The organism is Pontibacter russatus, from assembly GCF_009931655.1.
Taxonomy (GTDB): Bacteria; Bacteroidota; Bacteroidia; order Cytophagales; family Hymenobacteraceae; genus Pontibacter; species Pontibacter russatus.
This window is the reverse complement of sequence record NZ_CP047984.1, coordinates 3,525,423-3,547,388: the sequence shown is the minus strand read 5'-3', so window position 1 is coordinate 3,547,388 and position 21,966 is coordinate 3,525,423. Positions and strand designations below refer to the sequence as shown.

At 56.1% G+C, this 21,966-nt stretch carries 19 protein-coding genes and 1 pseudogene; 5 read left to right on the top strand and 15 right to left on the bottom strand.

Annotated features, from left to right (window positions below):
- Positions 1-68: 68 nt before the first annotated feature.
- From GSQ62_RS14750 to cmk, 4 genes are all read right to left on the bottom strand, one after another.
- Entirely contained in the window at positions 69-875 is an 807-nt protein-coding gene (locus tag GSQ62_RS14750) for an alpha/beta fold hydrolase (RefSeq protein WP_161890215.1), read from the bottom strand.
- A 256-nt stretch (positions 876-1,131) separates the two neighbouring features.
- Entirely contained in the window at positions 1,132-1,713 is a 582-nt protein-coding gene (locus GSQ62_RS14745; RefSeq protein WP_237586648.1) for a DUF502 domain-containing protein, read from the bottom strand.
- 79 nt (positions 1,714-1,792) lie between these two features.
- Complete coding sequence (locus GSQ62_RS14740; protein ID WP_161890214.1) at positions 1,793-2,683, bottom strand: 4-hydroxy-3-methylbut-2-enyl diphosphate reductase; 891 nt, start codon at positions 2,681-2,683, stop codon at positions 1,793-1,795.
- Between the two features lie 10 nt (positions 2,684-2,693).
- Positions 2,694-3,398 (bottom strand): (d)CMP kinase, encoded by a 705-nt coding sequence (cmk, locus tag GSQ62_RS14735; RefSeq protein ID WP_161890213.1) that lies wholly within the window; start codon positions 3,396-3,398, stop codon positions 2,694-2,696.
- A 297-nt stretch (positions 3,399-3,695) separates the two neighbouring features.
- Between cmk and ade the strand changes: the two genes are divergently transcribed.
- Positions 3,696-5,336: an adenine deaminase gene (gene ade, locus GSQ62_RS14730; RefSeq protein WP_161890212.1), complete on the top strand. Its 1,641-nt coding sequence runs from the start codon at positions 3,696-3,698 to the stop codon at positions 5,334-5,336.
- A gap of 33 nt (positions 5,337-5,369) precedes the next feature.
- On the top strand, positions 5,370-6,215 hold the full coding sequence (locus GSQ62_RS14725; RefSeq protein WP_161890211.1) for a sulfite exporter TauE/SafE family protein: 846 nt from the start codon (positions 5,370-5,372) through the stop codon (positions 6,213-6,215).
- Between the two features lie 65 nt (positions 6,216-6,280).
- On the opposite strand, the gene GSQ62_RS14720 is transcribed toward GSQ62_RS14725, so the two are convergent.
- Positions 6,281-6,721 carry a response regulator gene (locus GSQ62_RS14720; protein WP_161890210.1) on the bottom strand — a complete coding sequence of 147 codons (441 nt, stop codon included), beginning with the start codon at positions 6,719-6,721 and terminating at the stop codon, positions 6,281-6,283.
- Positions 6,722-7,063: 342 nt separating this feature from the next.
- Positions 7,064-8,047, bottom strand: a pseudogene (locus GSQ62_RS14715) (PLP-dependent cysteine synthase family protein); the annotation flags it as partial.
- 313 nt (positions 8,048-8,360) lie between these two features.
- On the opposite strand from GSQ62_RS14715, the gene sucD reads away from it, so the two are divergent.
- Positions 8,361-9,251 (top strand): succinate--CoA ligase subunit alpha, encoded by an 891-nt coding sequence (gene sucD / locus GSQ62_RS14710; protein ID WP_161890208.1) that lies wholly within the window; start codon positions 8,361-8,363, stop codon positions 9,249-9,251.
- A gap of 352 nt (positions 9,252-9,603) precedes the next feature.
- On the opposite strand, the gene GSQ62_RS14705 is transcribed toward sucD, so the two are convergent.
- On the bottom strand, positions 9,604-10,551 hold the full coding sequence (locus GSQ62_RS14705) for a hydrogen peroxide-inducible genes activator (protein ID WP_161890207.1): 948 nt from the start codon (positions 10,549-10,551) through the stop codon (positions 9,604-9,606).
- Between the two features lie 172 nt (positions 10,552-10,723).
- Between GSQ62_RS14705 and GSQ62_RS14700 the strand changes: the two genes are divergently transcribed.
- Entirely contained in the window at positions 10,724-11,197 is a 474-nt protein-coding gene (locus tag GSQ62_RS14700) for a Dps family protein (protein ID WP_161890206.1), read from the top strand.
- Positions 11,198-11,229: 32 nt separating this feature from the next.
- Here the strand turns inward: GSQ62_RS14700 and GSQ62_RS14695 are convergent, their stop codons facing one another.
- The 8 genes from GSQ62_RS14695 to GSQ62_RS14660 all read right to left on the bottom strand — a co-directional run bounded on the left by GSQ62_RS14695 (position 11,230) and on the right by GSQ62_RS14660 (position 21,054).
- Positions 11,230-12,579, bottom strand: a complete 1,350-nt coding sequence (locus GSQ62_RS14695) for a transposase (protein WP_161888298.1) — start codon at positions 12,577-12,579, stop codon at positions 11,230-11,232.
- 181 nt (positions 12,580-12,760) lie between these two features.
- Complete coding sequence (locus GSQ62_RS14690; protein WP_161890205.1) at positions 12,761-14,011, bottom strand: glutamate-5-semialdehyde dehydrogenase; 1,251 nt, start codon at positions 14,009-14,011, stop codon at positions 12,761-12,763.
- The gene (gene proB, locus GSQ62_RS14685; protein WP_161890204.1) at positions 13,989-15,101 is read right to left on the bottom strand and encodes a glutamate 5-kinase; all 1,113 of its coding nucleotides are present in this window, start codon (positions 15,099-15,101) and stop codon (positions 13,989-13,991) included. The genes GSQ62_RS14690 and proB overlap by 23 nt, the downstream gene beginning before the upstream one ends.
- Positions 15,102-15,434: 333 nt before the next feature.
- Positions 15,435-17,066, bottom strand: coding sequence for a ribonuclease Y (rny, locus tag GSQ62_RS14680; protein ID WP_161890203.1), 1,632 nt, complete (start codon positions 17,064-17,066; stop codon positions 15,435-15,437).
- A 110-nt stretch (positions 17,067-17,176) separates the two neighbouring features.
- Entirely contained in the window at positions 17,177-17,467 is a 291-nt protein-coding gene (locus GSQ62_RS14675) for a cell division protein ZapA (RefSeq protein ID WP_161890202.1), read from the bottom strand.
- A gap of 79 nt (positions 17,468-17,546) precedes the next feature.
- Positions 17,547-17,843: a hypothetical protein gene (locus GSQ62_RS14670; protein WP_161890201.1), complete on the bottom strand. Its 297-nt coding sequence runs from the start codon at positions 17,841-17,843 to the stop codon at positions 17,547-17,549.
- 4 nt (positions 17,844-17,847) lie between these two features.
- Positions 17,848-20,268, bottom strand: a complete 2,421-nt coding sequence (pheT, locus tag GSQ62_RS14665; RefSeq protein WP_161890200.1) for a phenylalanine--tRNA ligase subunit beta — start codon at positions 20,266-20,268, stop codon at positions 17,848-17,850.
- Positions 20,269-20,421: 153 nt separating this feature from the next.
- Entirely contained in the window at positions 20,422-21,054 is a 633-nt protein-coding gene (locus tag GSQ62_RS14660) for a DUF1684 domain-containing protein (RefSeq protein ID WP_161890199.1), read from the bottom strand.
- Between the two features lie 437 nt (positions 21,055-21,491).
- On the opposite strand from GSQ62_RS14660, the gene GSQ62_RS14655 reads away from it, so the two are divergent.
- Positions 21,492-21,872 (top strand): SRPBCC domain-containing protein, encoded by a 381-nt coding sequence (locus GSQ62_RS14655; protein ID WP_161890198.1) that lies wholly within the window; start codon positions 21,492-21,494, stop codon positions 21,870-21,872.
- Positions 21,873-21,966 lie beyond the last annotated feature (94 nt).

Here is a 21,966-nt window from a genome sequence, read left to right as displayed (position 1 = left end):
TGCCATCAAAAACCAACCAGTTTTATATATGCCATCAAGCTATATATACCACGGAGCTGATGCATGGCCTACCCTTCCAGGCGCTTGCGGTGCAGCAGCGTCGCCACATCCTGCAGCAGGAACGAGTGCCCCGCTTTCAGCACAACAAGTTCCCCTTTCTCCAGCGCATCCATGAATACCGCCACCCGCTTCGGCGCAATGATCTGGTCGTACTCCCCCAGAAACATCGTGACGGGCACCTGGTGCCGGTTCAGGAGTTGCACGATTTTCCGGATATCGAAGTTGAGCTCGCGGAAGCCCACCCAGCTGCGGTACACGCGCAGGCGCTTTGGAGTACTGTCCATCTGGTAGTGGGCGAAGCGCAGCATGCTTTTGTGTACCATGTTGTACTTGTCGAGCATGCGCAGCAGCCCGAAGAACAGCTCCGGCTTCACCACGGTGCGCTTAAAGAGCTGCTGCAGCCAGCCGGGGTACGTGGCGATATTGTACCAGAAACTTGTTTTGATGCCGTCCGGCGCAATCAGGAACAGCTCGTCGATGCGCTCCGGCATGCACTCCACCAGTGTGAGGGCAAACTTGCCGCCCATGCTGAAGCCCATCAGCGAAAATCGCTCGAGTTGCTGCTTTGCGAGGAAGTGCTCGATCAGCTCCTGCAGAAACTTCTTTTCGAGCGGCATGTCGTGCTTGTGCAAGTGGCTGCGCCCGTGGAAGAAAAGGTCGAAGGCGTAGATGGTGTAATCGCTGCCCAGCGCCTGCTCCATCGGCTCATAATAAGCGCTGCTCTGCCCGTAGCCATGAAAGGCCAGCAACGCGCGGCTGCCGTGCCCGATCACGCGGTAGTACAGCTTCGACCTATGGTGGAGAAGGTAGGGCACGGGTTAATTACGAATTACGAATTACGAATTACGAGTTCCGAATTACGAGTTGTTGGGTGTTGATTGTTAGTTGCTAATTGATGGCCATTGAATTGCTAAATTGTTGAGTGGTTAAGGGGCTATATATAAATGGTTTGTTTATCATATATGGCTGCATCATTATGATATAATCATCAATCATATATAATACGCGTACTCCCAACAAACAACAATTTAACCATGCAGCCATTCAACAAACAACAATCAGCAACTAAAACTACAGCCTGGACACGCCGCCGGACACGATGAACTTCATGACCTCGCTGCTGGGCAGGTCGAGGTAGGTGACGTTGCGCTTGGGCACCAGGAAGAGCTCTCCGGAGAAGTTGTAGGAGTGCGGAAAGTACACGGCCACTTTGTCTTCAATGTTGATGGTCTGCAGCACCTCCTGGGTTACAAAGCCGAGCTTGTGGTTATCAGAATCCTCCGCCATTTTTACCAGCACCGGCTGGTTGAACTTCTGGTTGTCGCCCACAAAGGCGTCGAATAAATCCTTGATGCTGGAGTAGATGATGCTGACAAGCGGTACCTTGTGTACGATGCGCTCCATCACCTCGAAAAAGGGTTTTACGAAGAAAGAAGAGCCGATATAGCCAATCACCGTCAGCAGCACCACCATCAGCAGGATGCCCAGCCCCGGTATGCCCAGGTCGAACAGGCTGTCGAGCCAGTCGATGATGCCCACCACGATAAACACCGTGATGGCAATCGGCGCGATGATGAGCAGGCCGTTTATGAAGAAACGAAACAACTGCCGCATCAGGATAGCTTTAACAAAGTAACGGAAAAGTTTTTTCATATATCCGGTTCACAAAAAAGGCCCTGCCGAAGCAAAGCCTGAATGCAGCAAAAAAGCCTTTATAGTCTTTTACTAATATTTATACCTGCGCGCCCTCCAGGGCCGAAATACCCCGCGACACCTGCTCCATCAGCCACATGGGTGTGGAGGTGGCCCCGCAAATGCCCACGCTCCCGGCCCCGGTAAACCACTCCGGCTCCAGTTCCTCCTCGTTCTCCACGAAATAGCTGTTGGGGTTGTGCTGCTTGCATACGCTATATAAGGCTTTTCCGTTCGAGCTTTTCTTGCCGCTCACAAACACGATCACGTCGTGCTCGGTGGCAAACCTGGCCAGCTGCGGCTCGCGGTTCGATACCTGGCGGCAAATGCTGTCGTTGGCGTTGAAGGCAGGCTGGGTGCTGTCGCGGTTGGCCTGCTGCAGGCGCTCTTCTATCAGGCCCTTGATGTGGTAAAAGCCTTTGGTGCTCTTGGTGGTCTGGCTGAAGAGCGTGACCGGCCGGGTAAAGTCAATCTTATCCAGGTCCGCCTCCGTCGTCACGATGATGGCCTCGTCGCCGGTCTGGCCTGTCAGCCCGATGACCTCGGCGTGGCCCACCTGGCCATATATCACCACCTGGGCGTCTTCGGCTTTGCCGCTGTCGAAGGCGTGCTTCACGCGGTTCTGCAGCTTCAGCACCACCGGGCAGGAGGCGTCAATCAGTTCGATGTTGTTTTCCAGGGCCAGCTTATATGTTTCGGGCGGCTCGCCGTGTGCCCGTATCAGCACCTTGCAGTCGCGCAGCTCTTTCAGCTGGTCGCGGTCGATGATGCGGAGGCCTTTGTTGTAGAGGCGCTTCACCTCCATGCTGTTGTGTACGATATCCCCGAGGCAGTAGAGCTCTTCGCAGTGCTCCATTTCGTCCTCGGCCATCTGGATGGCGAACTCCACGCCAAAGCAATAGCCGGAATTCTTGTCTATGGTTACGTTCATTCTTTCTGCTTCAGTTCTGTTGCAAAGACTCCTGGGTGCTTAATATGTTTGATGCCACTCTCTCCATCACAAACTCCACCTGCTCGTCTATCGTCATGTGCGAGGTGTCGAGCAGGTGCGCGTCCTCGGCGCGGCGCAGCGGGCTCTCCTTTCGGGTAGAGTCGATGTGGTCGCGCTTCTGCAGGTTCTCGCGTATCTCGTCCAGGTTCACGAGCTGCTTTTTCTCCAGCAGTTCTTCCTGGCGTCGCCGGGCGCGGGTATCCACGTCGGCCGTCATGAAAATTTTCACCTCCGCGTCCGGGAACACGGCGGTGCCGATGTCGCGGCCGTCCATCACCACGCCGCGCTTGCGGCCCATTTTCTGCTGCTGTGCCACCATGGCCCGGCGCACTTCCGGCACTACGCTCACCTCGCTCACCTGGTTCGATATATACATTTTGCGTATTTCGTCCTCCACGTTCAGCCCGTTCAGGAACACCTCGTTGCGGCCGGTTTTGGGGTTGTAGTGGAAGTCAATGTCGATGTTCTCCAGCGCCTCCTTAATTTCCTTCTGGTTGGTGAGCGACACGTGGTGCCGGAGAAAGTAGAGCGTAACCGCCCGGTACATGGCGCCGGTGTCTATATAGGCATAACCAAGCTGCGCGGCCACTAACTTGGCGGTGGTGCTTTTGCCGCAGGAGGAATACCCGTCGAGTGCGATTACGATTTTCTTCATCAGGAGAGAAGCTAAGAGAGCGTTTAGTTAGAGTCGCAGGGGCAGGGCAGGTCGCCGCGCTTGCTTTTTCGTTTGAGGGAGGCTGTTTTTTTCTGCTGCGGGGTTTTAGCGGTGCAGCCGGCCAGGGGGCCCGACGCCAGAAAGGCCGCTAAAAGGATATGTGAAATTATCTTTCTCAAAACAACTGATTTTGGTGCAAATATAAATCCATTTGAGTTAAGAGTTTAAAGTTAAGAGTTAAAATGTACTCCTCATGTTTAACTCTTAACTTTAAACTCTTAACTAAACACTGTTCCCATGCACACAGACTTCTCCCTGAGCGGGCGCATCATCGACGTACACAACCGCGAGATTTTTCCGGGAACCGTCCATGTCTCAAACGGCCACATTTCTAAAATAGTTCGTGCGCCTGTGGAGGCCTCCCGTTATATACTACCGGGTTTTGTGGATGCCCATGTACACATCGAGAGCTCGATGCTGGTGCCGGGCGAGTTCGCCCGGCTGGCCGTGCCGCACGGCACCGTGGCCACCGTCTCCGACCCGCACGAGATTGGGAACGTGCTCGGGCTGAAGGGCGTGGAGTATATGCTGGACAACGGAAGCAAGATGCCGTTCAAGTTCTACTTCGGGGCTCCGTCCTGTGTTCCGGCCACGCCGTTCGAGACGGCCGGTGCCGAGATAACGCCCGCCGATATAGAAAAGCTCTTCCAGCGGGACGAGATAAAATACCTGGCCGAGATGATGAACTGGCCCGGCACGCTGCACCGCGACCCGCTGGTGATGGAGAAAATCGCGCTGGCGAAAAAATACGGCAAAGCCGTGGACGGCCACGCCCCGGGGCTGCGCGGGGAGCAGGCCCGGCTATATGCCTCCGCCGGCATCACCACCGACCACGAGTGCTTCACAGCCGAAGAGGCGCTGGACAAACTGGCCGCCGGTATGAAAATACTTATCCGTGAGGGAAGCGCCGCCAAAAACTTCGAGGCCCTGATTCCGCTGCTGCCCGGGCATTATCACAACATCATGTTCTGCTCCGACGACAAGCATCCCGACAACCTGGTGGAGGGGCATATAAACCTGCTGGTGAAGCGGGCGCTGGCCAAAGGCAACGATATATTTCAGGTGCTGCAGGCGGCCTGCGTAAACCCCGTGGAGCACTATAAACTGGAAGTGGGCCTGCTGCGCGAGGGCGACGCCGCCGATTTTATCGTGGTGGACAACCTGGAGGACTTTAACGTGCAGGCCACCTATATAAACGGGCAGCTGGTGGCGGAGCAAGGCCAAACCAGGATTGCGCTGACGAAGAGCGAGGAGATCAACAACTTCAACACCGCGCCCAAGGCCCCCGAGGAGTTTGCCGTACCGGCCGCTTCCGCCACCAGAATCAGGGTGATAGAGGCCTTCGACGGGCAGCTGATCACGAAGGAGGCCTGGGCAGCAGCTAAGGTGGAAAATGGCTTTATTGTGCCGGACGTGGCCGAGGACGTGCTGAAGCTGACGGTGGTGAACCGCTACGAAAATGCCGCCCCGGCCGTGGCCTTCATCCGGCACGTAGGGCTGAAGGCAGGCGCCATTGCCTCCTCCGTGGGCCACGACTCGCACAACATTATTGCCGTGGGCGTGGATGATGACAGCATTGCCCGCGCTGTGAACCTGATTATCCAGTCCAGGGGCGGGGTGGCGGCCGTGGGCAGGGACAAAGAGCAACTGCTGCCGCTGCCGGTGGCGGGCATCATGTCGGCGGAGGACGGGTATAAGGTGGCGGAGATGTATGCGGCCATCGACCGGATGAGCAAGGAGATGGGCAGCCAACTGGCGTCGCCGTTCATGACGCTCTCGTTCATGGCGCTGCTCGTGATCCCGTCGCTCAAGCTCAGCGACAAAGGCCTTTTCAACGGAGACGAATTTAAATTCGTACCTGTGGCAGAAACAGACTGACAACCTTTCGCCGCGGCAGCGGAGCAACAGCGGATGCAGGAGATAGTGCTTTTTATAGTGGGTGTTGCCATCAGCGCGTTCGGGGTGACCGTGGGCTTTGGCGGAGGTGTGTTCCTGGTGCCTGTTCTGATGCTGTTTTTCGGCTATAACATCGAAATCGCCGTCGGCTCCAGCATGGCGGCCATGGTGCCCGCCGCGCTCATCGGCTCCTTCTTCAACTCACGCAACCACAGCATCGACTATGTGGTGAGCACCCTGATACAGCTGCCCGCCATGGCTGGCACGGTACTTGGCGCCTTTCTGGTGGCCTTTCTGCCGGTGCAGGAGTTGCAGATGGTGTTCGCGCTGTTTGTGATCGTTGTTGGGATAGTAATGCTGCTTCCGCACACGCAGAAGAAACCGCCCCGGCACTCCGGCCTGATGTACCAGATACGCGACATCCCCACCACCTTCATCCGGAAAAACAAGACAAACCACCTGGCCTACCGCCTCAATGCCGGCGTGGTGTCGGTGTTTGGCTTTTTGTCGGGCACCATTGCCGGACTGTTTGGCATCGGCGGCGGTTTTCTGCAGACGCCCATCATGATCAAACTCTTCCGGATACCCGCACAGGTGGCCACCTCCACCTCGCTGTTCATTTTGGTGGTCACCAGCTTCACGGGCTTCATCAGCCACTTTCTCATCGGCAATGTGCTCTGGAGCCGCAGCCTGCCTGTCGTCCTGTCTTTTGCCGTGGGTTCGCTGCTGGGCAGCCTCTTCAAAAAGGAAAACCACCCGGGCTATAATATGGAGAAACTCATTGCCATCGGGCTGCTGCTGGCGGGTGTGGGCGTGCTCCTGAACCTGATGCTTAAATCGAATACGGGTTTCTCTTTTTAGGCCCGCCTATATATAAAACGGGCCCCGCAGCATCCTGCGGGGCCCGTTTTATATATAGGCGGGTTTTATGTTTCGCTTTCCTGGCTGGCAAAGTGCTTGCGCAGCAGGCCGTTCACTTTCTCTTCCGTCAGGGGCTTGGTCAGGTACTCGGCGTTGTATTTGCGGGAGTTGGCTGTGTCCTGCGGGTGGGTGGAGGTGGTGAGCACCACCATGCTGATGTTTCTCCGGAAATCCGGGCTTAGGCGCTCGTACAGGTCCAGCATCTCAAAACCGTCCATCACCGGCATGTTGATGTCCAGGAAAATCAGTTCCGGTTTAAAATAATTCTGGCTCTCGGCCTCGTAATTGTTGTTGCTGACGTTGTACAGGTAATCGAAGGCCTGCTTGCCGTTCTGGAAGGTGCGGATATGGTCTGTTGCCTTCATCCTGTCGAGCAGGCGCTGGTTCAGGAAGTTCGTCGTGTCGTCGTCGTCGATCAGCAGAACGCCGGTAAGCTTTCTCTTCATCAGTTAAATTCAAAAGTGTCAGGCACGCGGAAAACGCAATAATAAGTGCGGTCTCCTCCCCTACTACAGATGTAACCGCTGCGCTGCCATATGGTTTCGGCCATACTGCCTGCGGTATAAAGGCTAGCGCTGTCTCCTTCTACCTGGTCGCGCTGGCGCACGAACAGTTTTCCTTGATTCCCCGCAAAACGATCTCTATGACGTTATCAGCCAATAGCAAAAATAAAAAAAATCTTCAAATCCGGAAACATCTTTACATGCGGGGCCCTGCTTATATAGGGGAGGAAGCGCCCAAGCCCGCTAATCGGGTGTCTTTCCGGCTATATATAGCTTCGTCGTTTAATCCATATATCCCTGGGCGCGCATCCAGTCGTCGTTATAGAGCTTGGCGAGGTAACGCGAGCCATGGTCGGGCAGTATCACCACCAGCATGTCTTCCGCTGTCAGGTTGTTTTCGCGGGCGTATTCCAGGGCGCCGTATACGGCCGAGCCGCCGGACCAGCCCACGAAAAGGCCCTCTTCCTTGGTGAGCCTCCTGGCCATTACGGCCCCGTCCTTGTCCGTTACCTTGATGAAGGTGTCGATCAGGTCGAAGTTTACGTTCCTGGGCAGGATGTCCTCGCCGATGCCCTCGGTGGCATAGGGGTATATCTCCTTCTCGTCAAAAATGCCCGTCTCTTTGTACTTCTTGAACACGGAGCCATAGGTGTCCACCCCCACGGTGATGATCTCCGGGTTCTGCTCTTTCAGGTATTGCGAGGTGCCGGACACCGTGCCGCCCGTGCCTACGCCCGTTACAAAGTGCGTGATGCGGCCCTCCGTCTGGTCCCATATCTCAGGGCCGGTGGTTTCGTAGTGCGCCACCGTGTTCGACATGTTATCGTACTGGTTCGGGTAAAACGAGTTGGGTATCTCCTGGTTCAGGCGCCGGGCCACAGAGTAGTAAGAATCCGGGTGCTCCGGCGCCACGTTGGTCGGGCACACGATCACCTCGGCCCCCACGGCCTTCAGCACGTCAATCTTCTCCTTGCTCTGCTTATCCGACATGGTGAAAATACACTTGTATCCTTTGGCGATGGCAACCAGCGCCAGCCCCATACCGGTGTTGCCGGATGTGCCTTCGATGATGGTGCCGCCCGGCTTCAGAATACCGGCCGCCTCCGCATCCTCAATCATCTTGATGGCCATGCGGTCTTTGATGGAGTTGCCCGGGTTCAGGTACTCTACCTTGGCCAGCACTGTGGCTTCGATGCCCTCTGTCACGCGGTTGAGCTTTACCAGGGGAGTGTTCCCTATTGAGTCGGTGATATGGTTCAGATATTTCATCTGCTTCTTTTTTGTGTCTGGATGCAAAGGTAATGATTTAAACGGTTCAATGCTTCGGCGGCTGTCTGGCTTAGGTTTGCCGGCGACCTCCCTTACATAGCCTCTGCCGGGATGTTGCGCTGAAAAGCGTATCCGCGCGTTTTGCCTGCCTGTAAACCTTATCTCCACAACAGCCCCGAAGCCACAACTTGTTCCGGGATATGGCATAAGTCGGGGCGGTATTAGGGCCAAAAATTTTTGTACCGGCCATAAAAAAGCCTATTTTTGCACAAGCTTACAGTTCGACCGTCAACACAAACTAAACAAGATACACATGAGTGTTTTAGTAAATAAAGATTCTAAAGTGATCGTGCAGGGCTTCACTGGCTCAGAAGGCTCTTTCCACGCGTCTCAGATGATTGAGTACGGCACACACGTAGTAGGTGGTGTAACGCCAGGCAAGGGAGGTTCCAACCACCTTGATCTTCCTGTTTACAACACCGTGGAGGAAGCCGTGAAAAGAACAGGCGCCGATGTGTCTATCATCTTCGTGCCGCCCGCTTTCGCCGCCGACGCCATTATGGAGGCCGCTGACGCAGGCATCAAAGTGATTGTGGCGATTACGGAAGGCATTCCTGTGAAAGACATGGTGGCTGCTAAAAACTACCTCAAAAATAAAGACGTGACCCTGATCGGGCCGAACTGCCCGGGCGTCATCACGCCAGGCGAGGCGAAAGTCGGCATCATGCCGGGCTTCGTGTTCAAGCCGGGCCGCATCGGCATTGTTTCCAAGTCCGGCACCCTGACTTATGAGGCCGCTGACCAGATTGTGAAAGCCGGTTTGGGCATCTCGACCGCCATCGGTATCGGCGGCGACCCAATCATCGGGACACCTACAAAAGACGCCGTGCAGTTGTTGATGGAGGACCCCGAGACGGACGCGATTGTGATGATTGGTGAGATTGGCGGTAACTACGAGGCCGTGGCTTCCAAGTACATCAGCGAGACGGGCAACAAGAAGCCGGTGGTTGGTTTCATCGCGGGCCAGACAGCGCCAGCGGGCCGCCGCATGGGCCATGCCGGTGCCATCGTGGGCGGCGCGGAAGACACAGCCGCCGCCAAGATGAAGATCATGCGCGAAAACGGAATCCGCGTGGTCGAGTCTCCTGCCGAAATAGGCGATGAGATGGTGAAAGCACTGCAGGAAGCTGGTATCAACGCGTAAGTATATATAGCAAGTATATAAGCTTTATAAAACAGAGGAGGCTGCCCCGCAAAGGCAGCCTCCTCTGTTTTATACACCATCAGACGCTCGCACCTGCCCCGAAGCATTTCGGGGCAGGTGCGAGCGCTGCGAGGCCTTCTCCCTATATTAAGCTTATCCGAAAACAACATCCATATATAAATTTGCCTGCACGCCCTATTTCACCAAAGACCTCGCGGAGTCCGAAGGTCCCGCGAGCGTCTGAACTACGAAGCGGCGGCCGCTCCAGCCAGACGCTCGCAGGAGCTGCGCACGCTGCGAGGTCTTTGTCAACAGCAACTCTCTAACTCCTAAACTCTCTAAATTTCTAACTCTAAAATTTCACCGACACCACCTGCTCTTTTTTCCTGTTCAGGATGCTTGCGGGCACGGCGGCGATGATCTCCTGCTGCAGCGCCTGCACCAGCTTCTTCTTCAGGAAGCTGCGGTGTACGGCCAGGCTCACCTCGCGCAGCGGCTGCGGCTCCGCAAAGGGGCGCACCAACCGGCGCTTCTCCTCCGGCATCTCCAGCACCGACAGTTCCGGGAGCAGCGTGAGGCCGTGCTGCGTCTCCACGATGCGTTTCAGGGTTTCCAGCGAGCCGCTCTTATAGTCCAGGTGCCCTTTTCTGTCTGCGCCCCTGAAGCCGCCCCGGTTACAGATGTTCAGCACCTGGCTCCGGAAGCAATGTCCCTCGTTCAGCACCCACAGTTCCTCCATATCCAACTGGCCCGGGTTGATGGTGGCTGACTTTGCAAGCGCGTGCGCCGGATTTACATAGGCTACGAAGGCTTCGTAGAAAAGCGGCAGTTCCCTCACGGATTTGTTCTCCAGCGGCGTCACCAGCAGGCCCACGTCCAGCAGCTCGTGGTTCAGCCGCTCCACAATCTCATCGGTCAGCAGTTCCTGCACCTCCACGCGCACTTCCGAGTATTTCTCCATGAAGCCCGTGATGAACAGCGGGATCAGGTAAGGCGCCAGCGTCGGGATGATGCCGATGCGCAGTTCCCCGCTCAGTTCCTGCCTCTGGCTCTGCACGATCTCCTGCACCCTCTTGGCCTCGGCCAGCACCACCCGCGCCTGCGCAATCACGTCCCTGCCCAGCTCTGTGGGCCGCACCGGCACCCGGCTCCGGTCAAAAAGCTGCGCCCCCATCTCCTCCTCAAGCTTCTGCAGTTGCATGCTCAGGGTGGGCTGCGTCACAAAGCAGTGCTCTGCCGCGGTGGCGAAATGCCGGAAGGTGTCTACAGCCACTAAATATTCCAATTGCACAAGTGTCATTTGCTTTCTATAAGTGTAAGAAGAAGCAGGCCATCCGGGAGGTATGCCTCTGGGTGTAAATTTACAAAATAGATTAAAGCGATAACTGTATATATTATATCGATTTGATTTATATATGGGATTTCATAATCTTTGTTGTATGACATTTCAAACAGTAAATATCGATACAGTTATGGAGAAGAGAACAAATATAGGACTGCAGCGGGAGGAAAGCAGGCAGATAGCGGAGAAACTGAACGAGTTGCTGGCCAATTATCACCTGTATTATCAGAACCTGCGCGGTTTCCACTGGAATATCAAGGGCATCCACTTCTTTGAGCTGCACGCCAAGTTCGAGGAGCTATACACCGTTGCCCTCACCAAAATCGATGCTATCGCAGAACGCATCCTCACCATCGGGCAGCCGCCGCTGCACACCTTGTCTGATTACGTGCGGGTGTCGCGGATACACGAGGCGGGCGACCTGGGCGGTGACAAAGAAACGGTGATGGTGACGCACCAGAACCTGAGCACACTGCTGGACCTGGAACGGGAGATACTGCAAATGGCCTCCAAAGCTGGCGACGAGGGCACCGTGAGCCTCATCAGCGACGACATCAACCAGAATGAGAAAACGCTCTGGATGCTGAACGCCTTCCTGAGCTGAGTTATATATCCTTATTTCAAAACAGACATGAGTCATCCCGGAGTTTGCAGGGATAGATAGAGTAGATTCCAGAGGTTGGCCAGTGCCAGCCGGATACGGTAAAGCGGTGTAGGAGTTTTCCTGCACCGCTTTCCTGTTCTATGGCAGCCCTGCCTAAGGAGATGGGAGACCGCCTCCCGCAGCTCTTTATCCAGCAGCGAGAGCAGAAAAGCATACACCAGGGTGACCACCTGCAAGAGCTTCATGCGGCTCGACCAGAACCAAAGCCGGCACGACTCCATGCCCATTTCTGATTTGTTGAAGCGGAAGGCCTGCTCCACCTGCCACCTTCTGGCGTAAGCAAAGACCAGGCGCCAGGCCTGGCGATCACTCCTGACTTCTTCACTGGTGAGCAAATACCAGGGTTGGCGGCCTTTCTTACCTGGCCGGCAGATCAGGAGCGTGAGCGGCTGGTCATAGTCCGGGTGCAGGCAGGGCTGCCACAAGAGGCTGCGCCGGTAAGTGATCTTTCGGACCATGTCCCTTACTACTCTTGAGGAGGTGGCTTTGCGGCCGACCGAAAAGCGGTAGGCATTCTTTAGAAGCCCACGCCCATCCACGAGCTTATACCTGGAGGGCCAGCGCAAGAGGAAGCGGTCGTGGCGGCCTAAAAGCAGCCCCAGCCACTTAGAGGAGGCATAGCCGCGGTCAAAGACGTGCAGCACGGCCTGGCCGAAGGTCTGGCGGGCCCACAAGAGCAGCGTGAGCTTCACCTGCTCCAGGGAGGTGGCCTCTTTGCCCCGGCTACTCCACCAGGCAAAGCGGGCGATGCGTGGAGCCTGCCACAGGCCGCAGCACAAGAGGCCCACCCACCGAAAGCCTGGCACGTGCACCGGCTCCCGGGTGGGGGGATCATAATAGCCCTTCTTGATTCTGAGTTGCCGTTTAGCTTTGACGCTGCGCACGGCGCATAAGCCCTCGCTTTGGAGGCTTTCGCACTTTTCCTGCACGCTCTCGTCCCACAAAAGCAGGGGCAGCTCACGTTCCGCTTCCAGCAGCTGCTCTACGTATGTTTGGGCCTCTTGACTCAGGTAGTCGGTGATGAGTTGGGCAGACCACTTCTTACTGCGCAGCAGGTTAGACAGGCGCTTGGTGCCCGCCGGGGCTTTGTCGGGCGAGAGCACAACCCCACCCAGCTCGCTTAGAAGCAGACCGGTGGAGCGGCTGCGGTGGCGCACCAGCGCCCGGCATAGGTTCTGGAAAGTGTAGACCAGGCGGCGGTCCAGCAGCTCATCGAGCCTGGCAAGGAAAGGAGAAAGAAATCCTTCGAGGCGGTAGGAGAAAAACAGAGCCTGGGAGAGAACCTCGGCTTGGCGTGCTGCGTTTTTGAAAGTAGTAAACATAAGAACCTCCCGTCTTTGGTGATACATAGACTGTACCACTAAAACAGGAGGTTCTCCTTTTTTATCCCAGTCCTAAACTCCGGGATGACTCATGTTTTATATAGGACTCTATATACTGACCTGCCACTTTCTTTCTCCGGCAGCCTATATCAGCATATAAAAAGATGCTTTTTCCTAAAGGTTAAGCCGGTCTGGTCTGCCCGTTGCCTTTCACGAGCCATTTGTAGCTGGTGAGTTCTTCCAGCCCCATCGGGCCGCGGGCGTGCAGTTTCTGCGTGCTGATGCCGATTTCGGCCCCGAGGCCGAACTGCGCCCCGTCGGTGAAGGCAGTGGAGGCGTTGGCGTACACGGCGGCCGCATCCACCAGCTGCAGAAAACGGTTTATATGCGCCTCATTCTCCGAGATGATGGCTTCGCTGTGCTTCGAGCTGTGGGTGGCAATATGGTCAAGCGCCTCGTCCAGGTCCTCCACGGTTTTCAGGGCCATCTTCAGCGACAGGAACTCGGTGCCGAAATCCTCTTCCGACGCCTGTTGCAGTAAATCCTGCGGATAGCTTTGCTGCAAGACCTCAAAAGAAGGCGTGTCGGCGTATATGGTAACGCCCGCCGCAGCCAGCGGCGCAGCGAGCGCCGCCAGGTCCTGCAACCGGCTGCGGTGCAGCAGCAGGCAGTCGAGGGCGTTGCACACGCTCACGCGCCGGGTCTTGGCGTTATATATGATTTCTGCTCCCTTTTCCAGGTCAGCGGTCTCGTCAAAATAGGTATGCACAATACCCGCCCCGGTTTCGATGACGGGCACTTTGGCATTCTGCCGCACAAAGTCTATCAGTTGCTGGCTTCCGCGCGGTATCAGCACATCCACGTAGCCCACGGCGCCCAAGAGCGCCGCAGTGGCCGCCCTGTCGGGCGGGAGCAGGGCGACGATGTCTTTGCTGACGCCGTGTTTCTCCAGCACCCCGTGAATGACCGACACGATGGCCTCGTTCGAGAAAGAGGCGTCGCTCCCTCCTTTCAAAATACAGGCGTTCCCGGTTTTCAGGCACAGCGAGAACACATCGAAGGTCACATTGGGCCGCGCCTCATATATGACCCCGACCACGCCCAGCGGCACACGCACCTTCGAGAGGTGCAGCCCGTTCGGAAGTTCCCGCTCCAGCAGCACCTCGCCAAGCGGAGAGGTCAGACCGGCCACGTTGCGCATATCTGCTGCTATGGCTTCCACGCGGGCGGCGGTCAGTTTCAGCCGGTCGTACTTCGGGTCGTCCGGGCTCATGCGGGCCAGGTCTTTCTCATTTTCGGAAAGCAGGAAGGCCGTTTGCGAAACGGCTGCGGTAGCCACATCTCGCAGAATGGCGTCTACCGTTTCCGGTGTCAGCCCGCTCAGGCCTCTGCTGGCCTTTTGTGTCTGTTCAAATATTTTGTCTAACTCCATAGTCAGTTGGTTCAGGATATAAAAAAAGGTAATCGTAATGTACCAGGGGCTTTTGGTTTTTCTCCCCGATATGCTCCAGCGCTTTGCCTGAGCCGTACTCCGCGATGCCCAGCCCTAGCAGCGTGCCGTTCTCATCCAGCAGCTTCACCACATCGCCTTTCAGGAACTCGCCGCGGATGCCCGTGATGCCCACCGGCAGCAGACTGGTGGCGCGGGAGGAAAAGAGCGCTTCGCGGGCTCCCTGGTTTACCTGCACGGCCCCCTTGGCGTTGTTCTCGTTGTGGGCCAGCCACTTTTTCTTGCCCGAGGCAGCCTTGCTGGGCACAAAGCGGGTGTTGATGACGGTTTCCTGCAGCAGCCGGGGAAGGACGTTTTCGGTTTTGCCGTTGGCGATGTGCACGGCTATGCCCAGCTGCGCCACCCGCCGGGCCATATGGCTTTTGGTGAGCATGCCGCCCCGCCCAAACTGCGACCGCTGCGTGGTGATAAACGAGGACAGGCCCGTGGCGGCATGGTCTATCTCCCGGATAACTTCCGCGCCGGGGTCTTTCGGGTTCCCGTTGTAGATGCCATCCACATTCGACAAGATAATCAGGGCGTCGGCATTCAGCATGGAGGCCACGAGCCCGGCGAGCTCGTCGTTGTCGGTGAACATGAGCTCGGTGATGGAGATGACGTCGTTCTCGTTGATGACCGGGATGATGTCGTGCTGCAGCAGAATCTGGAAGCAGTTTTTCATGTTCAGGTAGTGCAGCCGGTCGCGGAAATCCTCCTTCGTCACCAGCACCTGCGCGCAAACAAGGCCAAACCGGCCGAACAGCTCCGAGTAGGTGTTGATGAGCTTTACCTGCCCCACTGCCGCCAGCAGCTGCCGGCTGGCCACCGCGTCAAACTTCTCCGACACCTGCACCAGGCTCCTCCCCGACGCCACCGCCCCCGACGACACCAAAATCACTTCCTTTCCCTGCTTCTTTATCTCCGCTATCTGCTCTACCAAATGCCCGATTCTGGCCAGATCAGGCATGCCGTTGTCCAGCGTGAGCACGTTAGACCCTATTTTGATTATGATTCTTTTATAAGCTAAGGCCATGCGGCGTCATTTTAACAATGAAGAACTAAATTAAAGCTAATGTTTCTAAAACAGAAGCAATCGCCGGTGAATTGAGGGAACGCAGGTACGGCAGGCAAAAACAGGGCAGCCATATATGCGATATGTAATCAGTTCTCTTCAACAACTTTTCTCGTTCATGTCGCATTAGAATCTTCTCACAGCCTATCATCCCCCTACCCCCTTCAAAGGGGGACTATAACTTGGCAGGCAGTACAAGAGTGCTGGTTGTGGAAGGAAAGTGGAGGGCGAAATGGCAAAAAAACAAAGCCGCCCGCCACAAACGCGGCAGGCGGCTTTGTTATATATGGCTTATTACTTGGCGTAGCTGATGGCGCGCATCTCCCGGATAACCGTGATTTTGATCTGGCCCGGGTACTGCATCTCCTTCTCAATCTTCTGTGAGATGTCATAAGAGATTTGGGACGCTTTTTCGTCCGACACGTTATCGGCATCCACCATCACGCGCAGTTCGCGGCCCGCCTGGATGGCGTAGCACTGGTTCACGCCCTCAAACGAAACGGCCGTTTCCTCCAGCTCTTTCAGGCGCTTGATGTAGGACTCCATGATTTCGCGGCGGGCGCCCGGTCTGGAACCGGAGATGGCGTCGCAGGCCTGCACCAGCGGAGACACCATGGCGGTCATCTCTACCTCGTCGTGGTGCGCGCCGATGGCGTTGCACACATCCGGGTGCTCTTTGTATTTCTTGGCCAGCTCCATACCGATGATGGCGTGCGGCAGTTCCGGCTCGTCCGGCGTCACCTTGCCGATGTCATGCAGCAGACCGGCGCGTTTCGCGTGTTTCACGTTCAGGCCAAGCTCGGCGGCCATGGTGGCGCAAAGGTTGGCTACTTCGCGGGAGTGCTGCAGCAGGTTCTGCCCGTAAGACGAGCGGAAACGCATGCGGCCCACCATTCTTACCAACTCAGGGTGCAACCCGTGGATGCCCAAATCAATGGCGGTGCGCTCCCCGATCTCCACGATTTCCTCCTCGATGTTTTTGCGTGTTTTGGCAACCACCTCCTCGATGCGGGCCGGGTGTATGCGGCCGTCCGCCACCAGGCGGTGCAGCGACAGGCGCGCGATTTCGCGGCGCACCGGGTCAAAACCAGATATAATGATGGCCTCCGGGGTATCATCCACGATGATCTCCACACCGGTGGCGGCTTCTAAGGCACGGATGTTGCGGCCCTCGCGGCCAATGATCTTGCCTTTGATATCGTCGCTCTCGATGTTGAACACCGACACGCAGTTCTCGATGGCGTGCTCCGCAGCGGTCCGCTGGATGGTTTCGATGACGATTTTCTTGGCCTCTTTGGTGGCGGTGAGCTTGGCCTGCGCCACGATGTCCTTGATGTGCGACGAAGCCTGCGTCTGCGCCTCGCTTTTCAGCGCCTCCACCAGTTGCTCACGGGCCTCAGAGGCTGTGAGTCCGGCTATCCGCTCCAACTGGCCTACAATCTCGCTGTGCTTCGCCTCTACCTCCTCTTTGCGCTTCTTCAGCTGCTCCAGCTGCGTGTTCAGGTTCTCCTTTTCCTTGTCGAGCTGGCTGCTCATATTGGCTCTCTCCTTGTCGAGCTGCGTGGTTAGGGCCTCTTTCTCTTTCTCCAGGTCCGCCTCCAGGCGCTTGGCCTGCTCATATTGCTTGGTGGCCTGCTGCTCGCGCTGCTTCACCTTGGCCTCGTTCTGGAGGATGATGTTCTTCTTTTTGTTCATCTCCTCGTCGAACTCCTCCTTCAGCTTCAGGTATTTTTCCTTGGCCTCCAGGATGCGGTCTTTCTTGATGCTTTCGGCATTTGCCTCGGCCTCGCGGATGATGCTCTTGGCGCGCTGGCGTGCGTCTTCCTCCTGCTGCTTGTACACTTTCTGCAGCATGGACCGGCCAATGAACACGCCCACTCCGAGCGCGACGATGGCCGTCAGTAAAATATAAAGGATATCGGGCATAACTATTAGCTTTTATGATGAATAAAAACACATAGCAGTGCCTGCAAAAGACAGGTAAGGCTTACAGCCCTAACGAAAATTAAGTGGCGGGCCAGCGGCGGCCGCAATGCCTACTTCAGGTTAACGGTTGATAAGATGTCTTCCAGAACAGAAAGTTGCTGCCCGATGTCGGTGCCGTGGGAGTCTTTCTCCTCCTCCAGTTTCACCTTGTCGACCATGGTTTCGAAGGCCACCAGGGCCAGCAGGTCCTGCTTGTCCTGCAGGCCGAACTGATCCTTGAAAAAGCGCAAACGCTCGTTCAGAATCTTGCCGACAATCCTGATTCTTTCTTCCTCCTCTTCCTTCACCCGCATCGGATACTCGCGTTCCGCGATGCGAATCTTTATGGCTAATTCACCCATCCGTTGCGTTTTAGGGGTTGTGCTTTCTCAGGTGCTTTCATAGCGACGGAGTTCTTAAATACTCCTTATATGCTGGTGCTTAGTCCTGTAGGTAAGCGATACACTTATCAATCTCTCTGATATATTCGTTCAGCTTGAGCTTTAACTCTGTCGAATTTGCAGGATTTCCTGCTATCGTGTCTACAATTTTAACAATATTCTCCTGATTTTGAAAATTTTTTATTTGCTGCTCCTTCTCATCCACCAGCCCTTCCAGGAACTTGATTTCTTCCTGGGCGCGGGCCAGCTTCTGCTGCACCTCGGTGTGGCGGGCAACGAGCTTGCGCAACCTGTCCTCAATATGCTGGAGTTGTTGTAACTGCTTTTCCTTGGCCATAACACTATTTGCGGATTAAAGCTCCCAGTTGTTTCTCAAATTGCTGCATCAACCGGCTCATGGTGGCGTCGATCACCTTGTCGGTCAGGGTCTGCTGGCGGTCCAGCAGCGTGAAGCTGAGGGCATAGGCTTTCTTACCGGCGTCGATCTTGTCGCCCTCGTACACATCGAACACGTTCACTTCCTGCAGCAGCTTACGCTCGGTGCGAAAAGCGATGCGCCGTACCTCATCGAAGGTAACATTTTTATCCAGAACGAGCGACAGGTCGCGGCGCACTTCCGGAAATTTAGGCAGCTCCCCGGCCACCAGGTTGTCTTTGTACTTCTTCAGGAGGTAATCCCAGTTGAGCTCGGCATACCAAACCTGCTCCTTCACTTCCATGAAGCGGGTAACACTGGCGTCCAGCGGCCCGAGCTCTGCTATCACAGTACCGTTCTTTACATAGGCGACGCCCTGACGCATATAGCTGCTGGGCTGCAGCGGCTGCACCTCGAAGTCTCCGGCATTCAGTTTGCGCAGCACGTTCTGCACCACGCCCGCCAGGTCATGGAAGGTTGACTTGTTGCTTGTCTGCTTCCAGCTTTCGGCGGTTACGTTGCCAGCCATATATAACGCGAGCCTGCGGCTCTCCTTGGTGCTGCCGTCCTCCAGTTGCTCATATACCTTGCCCAGTTCAAACAGCTTCAGGTCGCGCTGGCGGCGGTTGATGTTGCGGCGCAGCACCTCCAGCCCCGAAAACACCATGCTCTTGCGCAGCACGTCCAGGTCCTCAGAGTTGTAGTTGACAACCTGCACCAAGCCCGCCAGTTCCGCCTCGCCGGCCCGTTTGTAGTAGTTGGAGTTGGTGATGGAGTTGGTGATGATCTCGTGGAAGCCATTGTCCGCTATATAGCCCATAATGGTTTCCGTCACGTTCTCCGCATACGGTTTTGGGAACCTGGCCATATAGGTGGAGGACATGTGCTCGCTCATCCCGATGTTATTGAAGCCATATATGCGGAGGATCTCCTCCACTACGTCGGCCTCACGGGTCACGTCTACCTTAAACGGCGGCACCGACAGCTCGAGGTGGGTTTCCGTCTCGCCGGTTACCTCCACGCCTAAGTCGGTGAGGATTGTTTTCATGCGCTCCGCGCCGATGTGCTGCCCTATGAGCATATGCGCCCGCTCCATACTCAACGAAATAGTCCTGTTCCCGATTGGTTCAGGGTATATATCCACAATCTCAGAAGACACCACGCCTCCGGCCACTTCCTGCACCAGCAGCGCCGCACGCTTCAGGGCATGCAGCACCATGTTCGGGTCGGTGCCCCGCTCGAAGCGGAAAGAGGCATCGGTCTTCAGGCCGTGTGCCATGCCGGTGCGGCGCACCCAGTCCGGGGAAAAGTACGCGCTCTCGATGAAGATGCTGGTGGTTTCAGCCGAAACCCCGGAATCCACACCGCCGAACACGCCGCCAATCGCCATCGGGCCTTCAGTGTCGCAGATCATCAGGTCGGTAGCCTGCAGCTTGCGCTCCACCCCGTCCAGTGTTCTGAAAGTGGTGCCTTCTGCCACGGTTTTTACGATGATCTTACCGCCTTTTATTTTGTCGGCATCAAAGGCGTGCAGCGGCTGGCCCAATTCGTGCAGCACGTAGTTCGTCACATCCACCACGTTGTTGATGGGTGAGAGGCCAATGGCGCGCAAACGCTTCTGCATCCACTCCGGCGACGGCCCCACTTTCAAGCCCGACACCGTGACGCCCGCATAGCGCGGACAGGCCTCTGCGTTCTCCACCTCCACCCCAACCGGGCGCGACGTGTTGCTCACGTTGAAGTTTTCTACGGAAGGCAATACGGCTTTGGCATCAGTGAGTGCCTGCAGGTCGCGGGCCACGCCGTAGTGGGAGGCGGCATCCGCGCGGTTCGGCGTCAGGCCAATCTCGAACACCTTATCAGAGCTCAGCCCAAAATATTCCGAGGCAGGCGTGCCGTTCGGCAGGTCTGTCTCCAGTACCATGATGCCGTCATGCGACGCACTGATGCCTATTTCGTCCTCGGCGCATATCATCCCCTCCGACACGGTCCCGCGAATTTTGGATTTCTTTATCTTGAAGGGCTCTCCGCCCGCCGGGTACAAGGTGCTGTTCACGGTGGCCACCACCACGCGTTGCCCGGCCGCCACGTTGGGCGCGCCGCACACAATCTGGCTGGGCGTGCCATTTCCAATGTCCACGGTGGTGATGCGCAGGCGGTCGGCGTCCGGGTGAGGGGCACAGGTCAGCACCTCGCCCAGCACAATGCCTTCCAGGCCTCCCTGCACCACGTCGAAGGTTTCGATGCCCTCTACCTCCAGGCCAGCGCCCGTCAGCAAAGCACCCACCTCTTCCGCGTCTTTATTTATTGGGATCAGTTGTTTCAGCCAGTCGAATGAAATCAGCATGTTGTTCTTTGTCTCTTTTAAAACTCAGCCACCGGGATGGGAAGCCTGCATTCTTCAAAATTAAGGATACTTCTTTTAATTACGAATTACGAATGAGTATAAACCCCAAGTTGAAGTAAAGGATATGTTCTTGTGTCTGAAACCCTGCGGCCTCTACTTGCTATTTTTCTCGTAGGTCTTCTCCCCTGCCGGAATGGGTATGTCCAGGCGGTTGTCCTGCGGCGGCACGGGGCACACGTAGTCGGGGTTGTAGGCGCAGAAAGGGCTGTAGGCGCGGTTGAAGTCCAGCACCACCGTCTCCGCGTCCTCCTCGAAGGGTATATCCAGGTAGCGGCCGCCGCCATAGGTCTCGAAGCCGTTGGTCTTGTCGGTGAAGGGCACGAAGAACTGTTCCTCCTCGTCCGCCTCCGGATTCACTTTCTTGTAGAGCGTCAGGCGCTGCGGCTGGCCCTGCAGCTCAAAAGTAGCGATGGCGTAGCGCAGGTAAGGGTCGGTGTTGCCGTCTGTCAGGGGCATGTGCAGGGTGTCCTGCTGCGGCAGTTGTTCTACCTGGGCCTGCACGCGGTACGCCAGGTCCGGCGCATAGTACGTCAGGCTGTCGAAGGTGCGGCGATCCTCATCGGTGAAGGGGCTGTTGGTGCGCCCCCGGAACGTGAGGTCCTTGTCGGCGCGCTCCTGCATCAGCGGCTTTATATAGTTATCGTCGCTCAGGAAGGTTTCCTGCACAAAGTAGAAAAGCACCAGCGCAATGCCGGCATATATGATCAGCCTCAGTGGTCGTTTCATGAGAAGTCGGTTCTGTTTTATGCAAAGGTCGGAAAATTTTGGAGAGGGTGGGGAGGAAAATAGAGCTGTGAGGATTATCCCTTATATGGAAGCCTTGTATACTCAGATCTTAAAACTGCCACCGGTGCCCTCTTGCTATATATGCAGAGAAAGGGTGTATTTGTACCACGCTAAAGGTGGTAGCCAGGAAAGCTCCTGCAATTCCGGAATTTATGTTTAAATTAGAATTAATATCAACGCAAAACCATCCGTGCATGAAACGCCACAGTATATCAGACACTCGCAGGAGCCCCCGAAATTCTTCGGGGCAGGTGCACACACTGCGAGTGCCTTAGCAGTTGAAACCAATGTACTACTTGATTAGATTGCTGGTTCTGCGTAGACGGCTCATTTGAGCCAACATACCACTGCTTAGACTGAAAACCATTGATCCCTCTATGAAAGACTTCAAGAAATACTACATCATACCGGCCGCACCCGAGGAAGTGTACCTGGCCCTGACGCACCCGCTCACCATCCAGGCCTGGACGGGCGACAAGGCAGAGATGTCGGCGGAACCCGGCACGGAGTTTTCGCTGTGGGACGGCAGCATCGTTGGCAAAAACCTGGCGTTTGAGGAGGGAAAGAAAATCGTGCAGCAGTGGTACTTCGGGGAGCAGGCCGAGGACTCCATCGTCACCATCAAGCTGCACCCGCACAAGTACGGCACCTCGGCAGAGCTCCGGCACACCAACATCCCGGATGAGGCCTACGAGGACATCGTGGAGGGCTGGGACAACAGTTACTTCGGCTCCCTGATAGAGTTTTACGAAGACTGAACAGCCCGGCTATATATCAGATTGCCGCGGTTATATATGGCCGCCCCATATATAACCTCCGACCTCGCGGCCAGTATTCCATCATCCAGCAAGT

Coding starts and splice junctions, on each gene's coding strand:
- GSQ62_RS14745 (WP_237586648.1), bottom strand. CDS start 1,713: ATGAAAAAACTTTTCCGTTACTTTGTTAAAGCTATCCTGATGCGGCAG.
- GSQ62_RS14740 (WP_161890214.1), bottom strand. CDS start 2,683: ATGAACGTAACCATAGACAAGAATTCCGGCTATTGCTTTGGCGTGGAG.
- cmk (WP_161890213.1), bottom strand. CDS start 3,398: ATGAAGAAAATCGTAATCGCACTCGACGGGTATTCCTCCTGCGGCAAA.
- ade (WP_161890212.1), top strand. CDS start 3,696: ATGCACACAGACTTCTCCCTGAGCGGGCGCATCATCGACGTACACAAC.
- GSQ62_RS14725 (WP_161890211.1), top strand. CDS start 5,370: ATGCAGGAGATAGTGCTTTTTATAGTGGGTGTTGCCATCAGCGCGTTC.
- GSQ62_RS14720 (WP_161890210.1), bottom strand. CDS start 6,721: ATGAAGAGAAAGCTTACCGGCGTTCTGCTGATCGACGACGACGACACG.
- sucD (WP_161890208.1), top strand. CDS start 8,361: ATGAGTGTTTTAGTAAATAAAGATTCTAAAGTGATCGTGCAGGGCTTC.
- GSQ62_RS14705 (WP_161890207.1), bottom strand. CDS start 10,551: ATGACACTTGTGCAATTGGAATATTTAGTGGCTGTAGACACCTTCCGG.
- GSQ62_RS14700 (WP_161890206.1), top strand. CDS start 10,724: ATGGAGAAGAGAACAAATATAGGACTGCAGCGGGAGGAAAGCAGGCAG.
- GSQ62_RS14695 (WP_161888298.1), bottom strand. CDS start 12,579: ATGTTTACTACTTTCAAAAACGCAGCACGCCAAGCCGAGGTTCTCTCC.
- GSQ62_RS14690 (WP_161890205.1), bottom strand. CDS start 14,011: ATGGAGTTAGACAAAATATTTGAACAGACACAAAAGGCCAGCAGAGGC.
- proB (WP_161890204.1), bottom strand. CDS start 15,101: ATGGCCTTAGCTTATAAAAGAATCATAATCAAAATAGGGTCTAACGTG.
- rny (WP_161890203.1), bottom strand. CDS start 17,066: ATGCCCGATATCCTTTATATTTTACTGACGGCCATCGTCGCGCTCGGA.
- GSQ62_RS14675 (WP_161890202.1), bottom strand. CDS start 17,467: ATGGGTGAATTAGCCATAAAGATTCGCATCGCGGAACGCGAGTATCCG.
- GSQ62_RS14670 (WP_161890201.1), bottom strand. CDS start 17,843: ATGGCCAAGGAAAAGCAGTTACAACAACTCCAGCATATTGAGGACAGG.
- pheT (WP_161890200.1), bottom strand. CDS start 20,268: ATGCTGATTTCATTCGACTGGCTGAAACAACTGATCCCAATAAATAAA.
- GSQ62_RS14660 (WP_161890199.1), bottom strand. CDS start 21,054: ATGAAACGACCACTGAGGCTGATCATATATGCCGGCATTGCGCTGGTG.
- GSQ62_RS14655 (WP_161890198.1), top strand. CDS start 21,492: ATGAAAGACTTCAAGAAATACTACATCATACCGGCCGCACCCGAGGAA.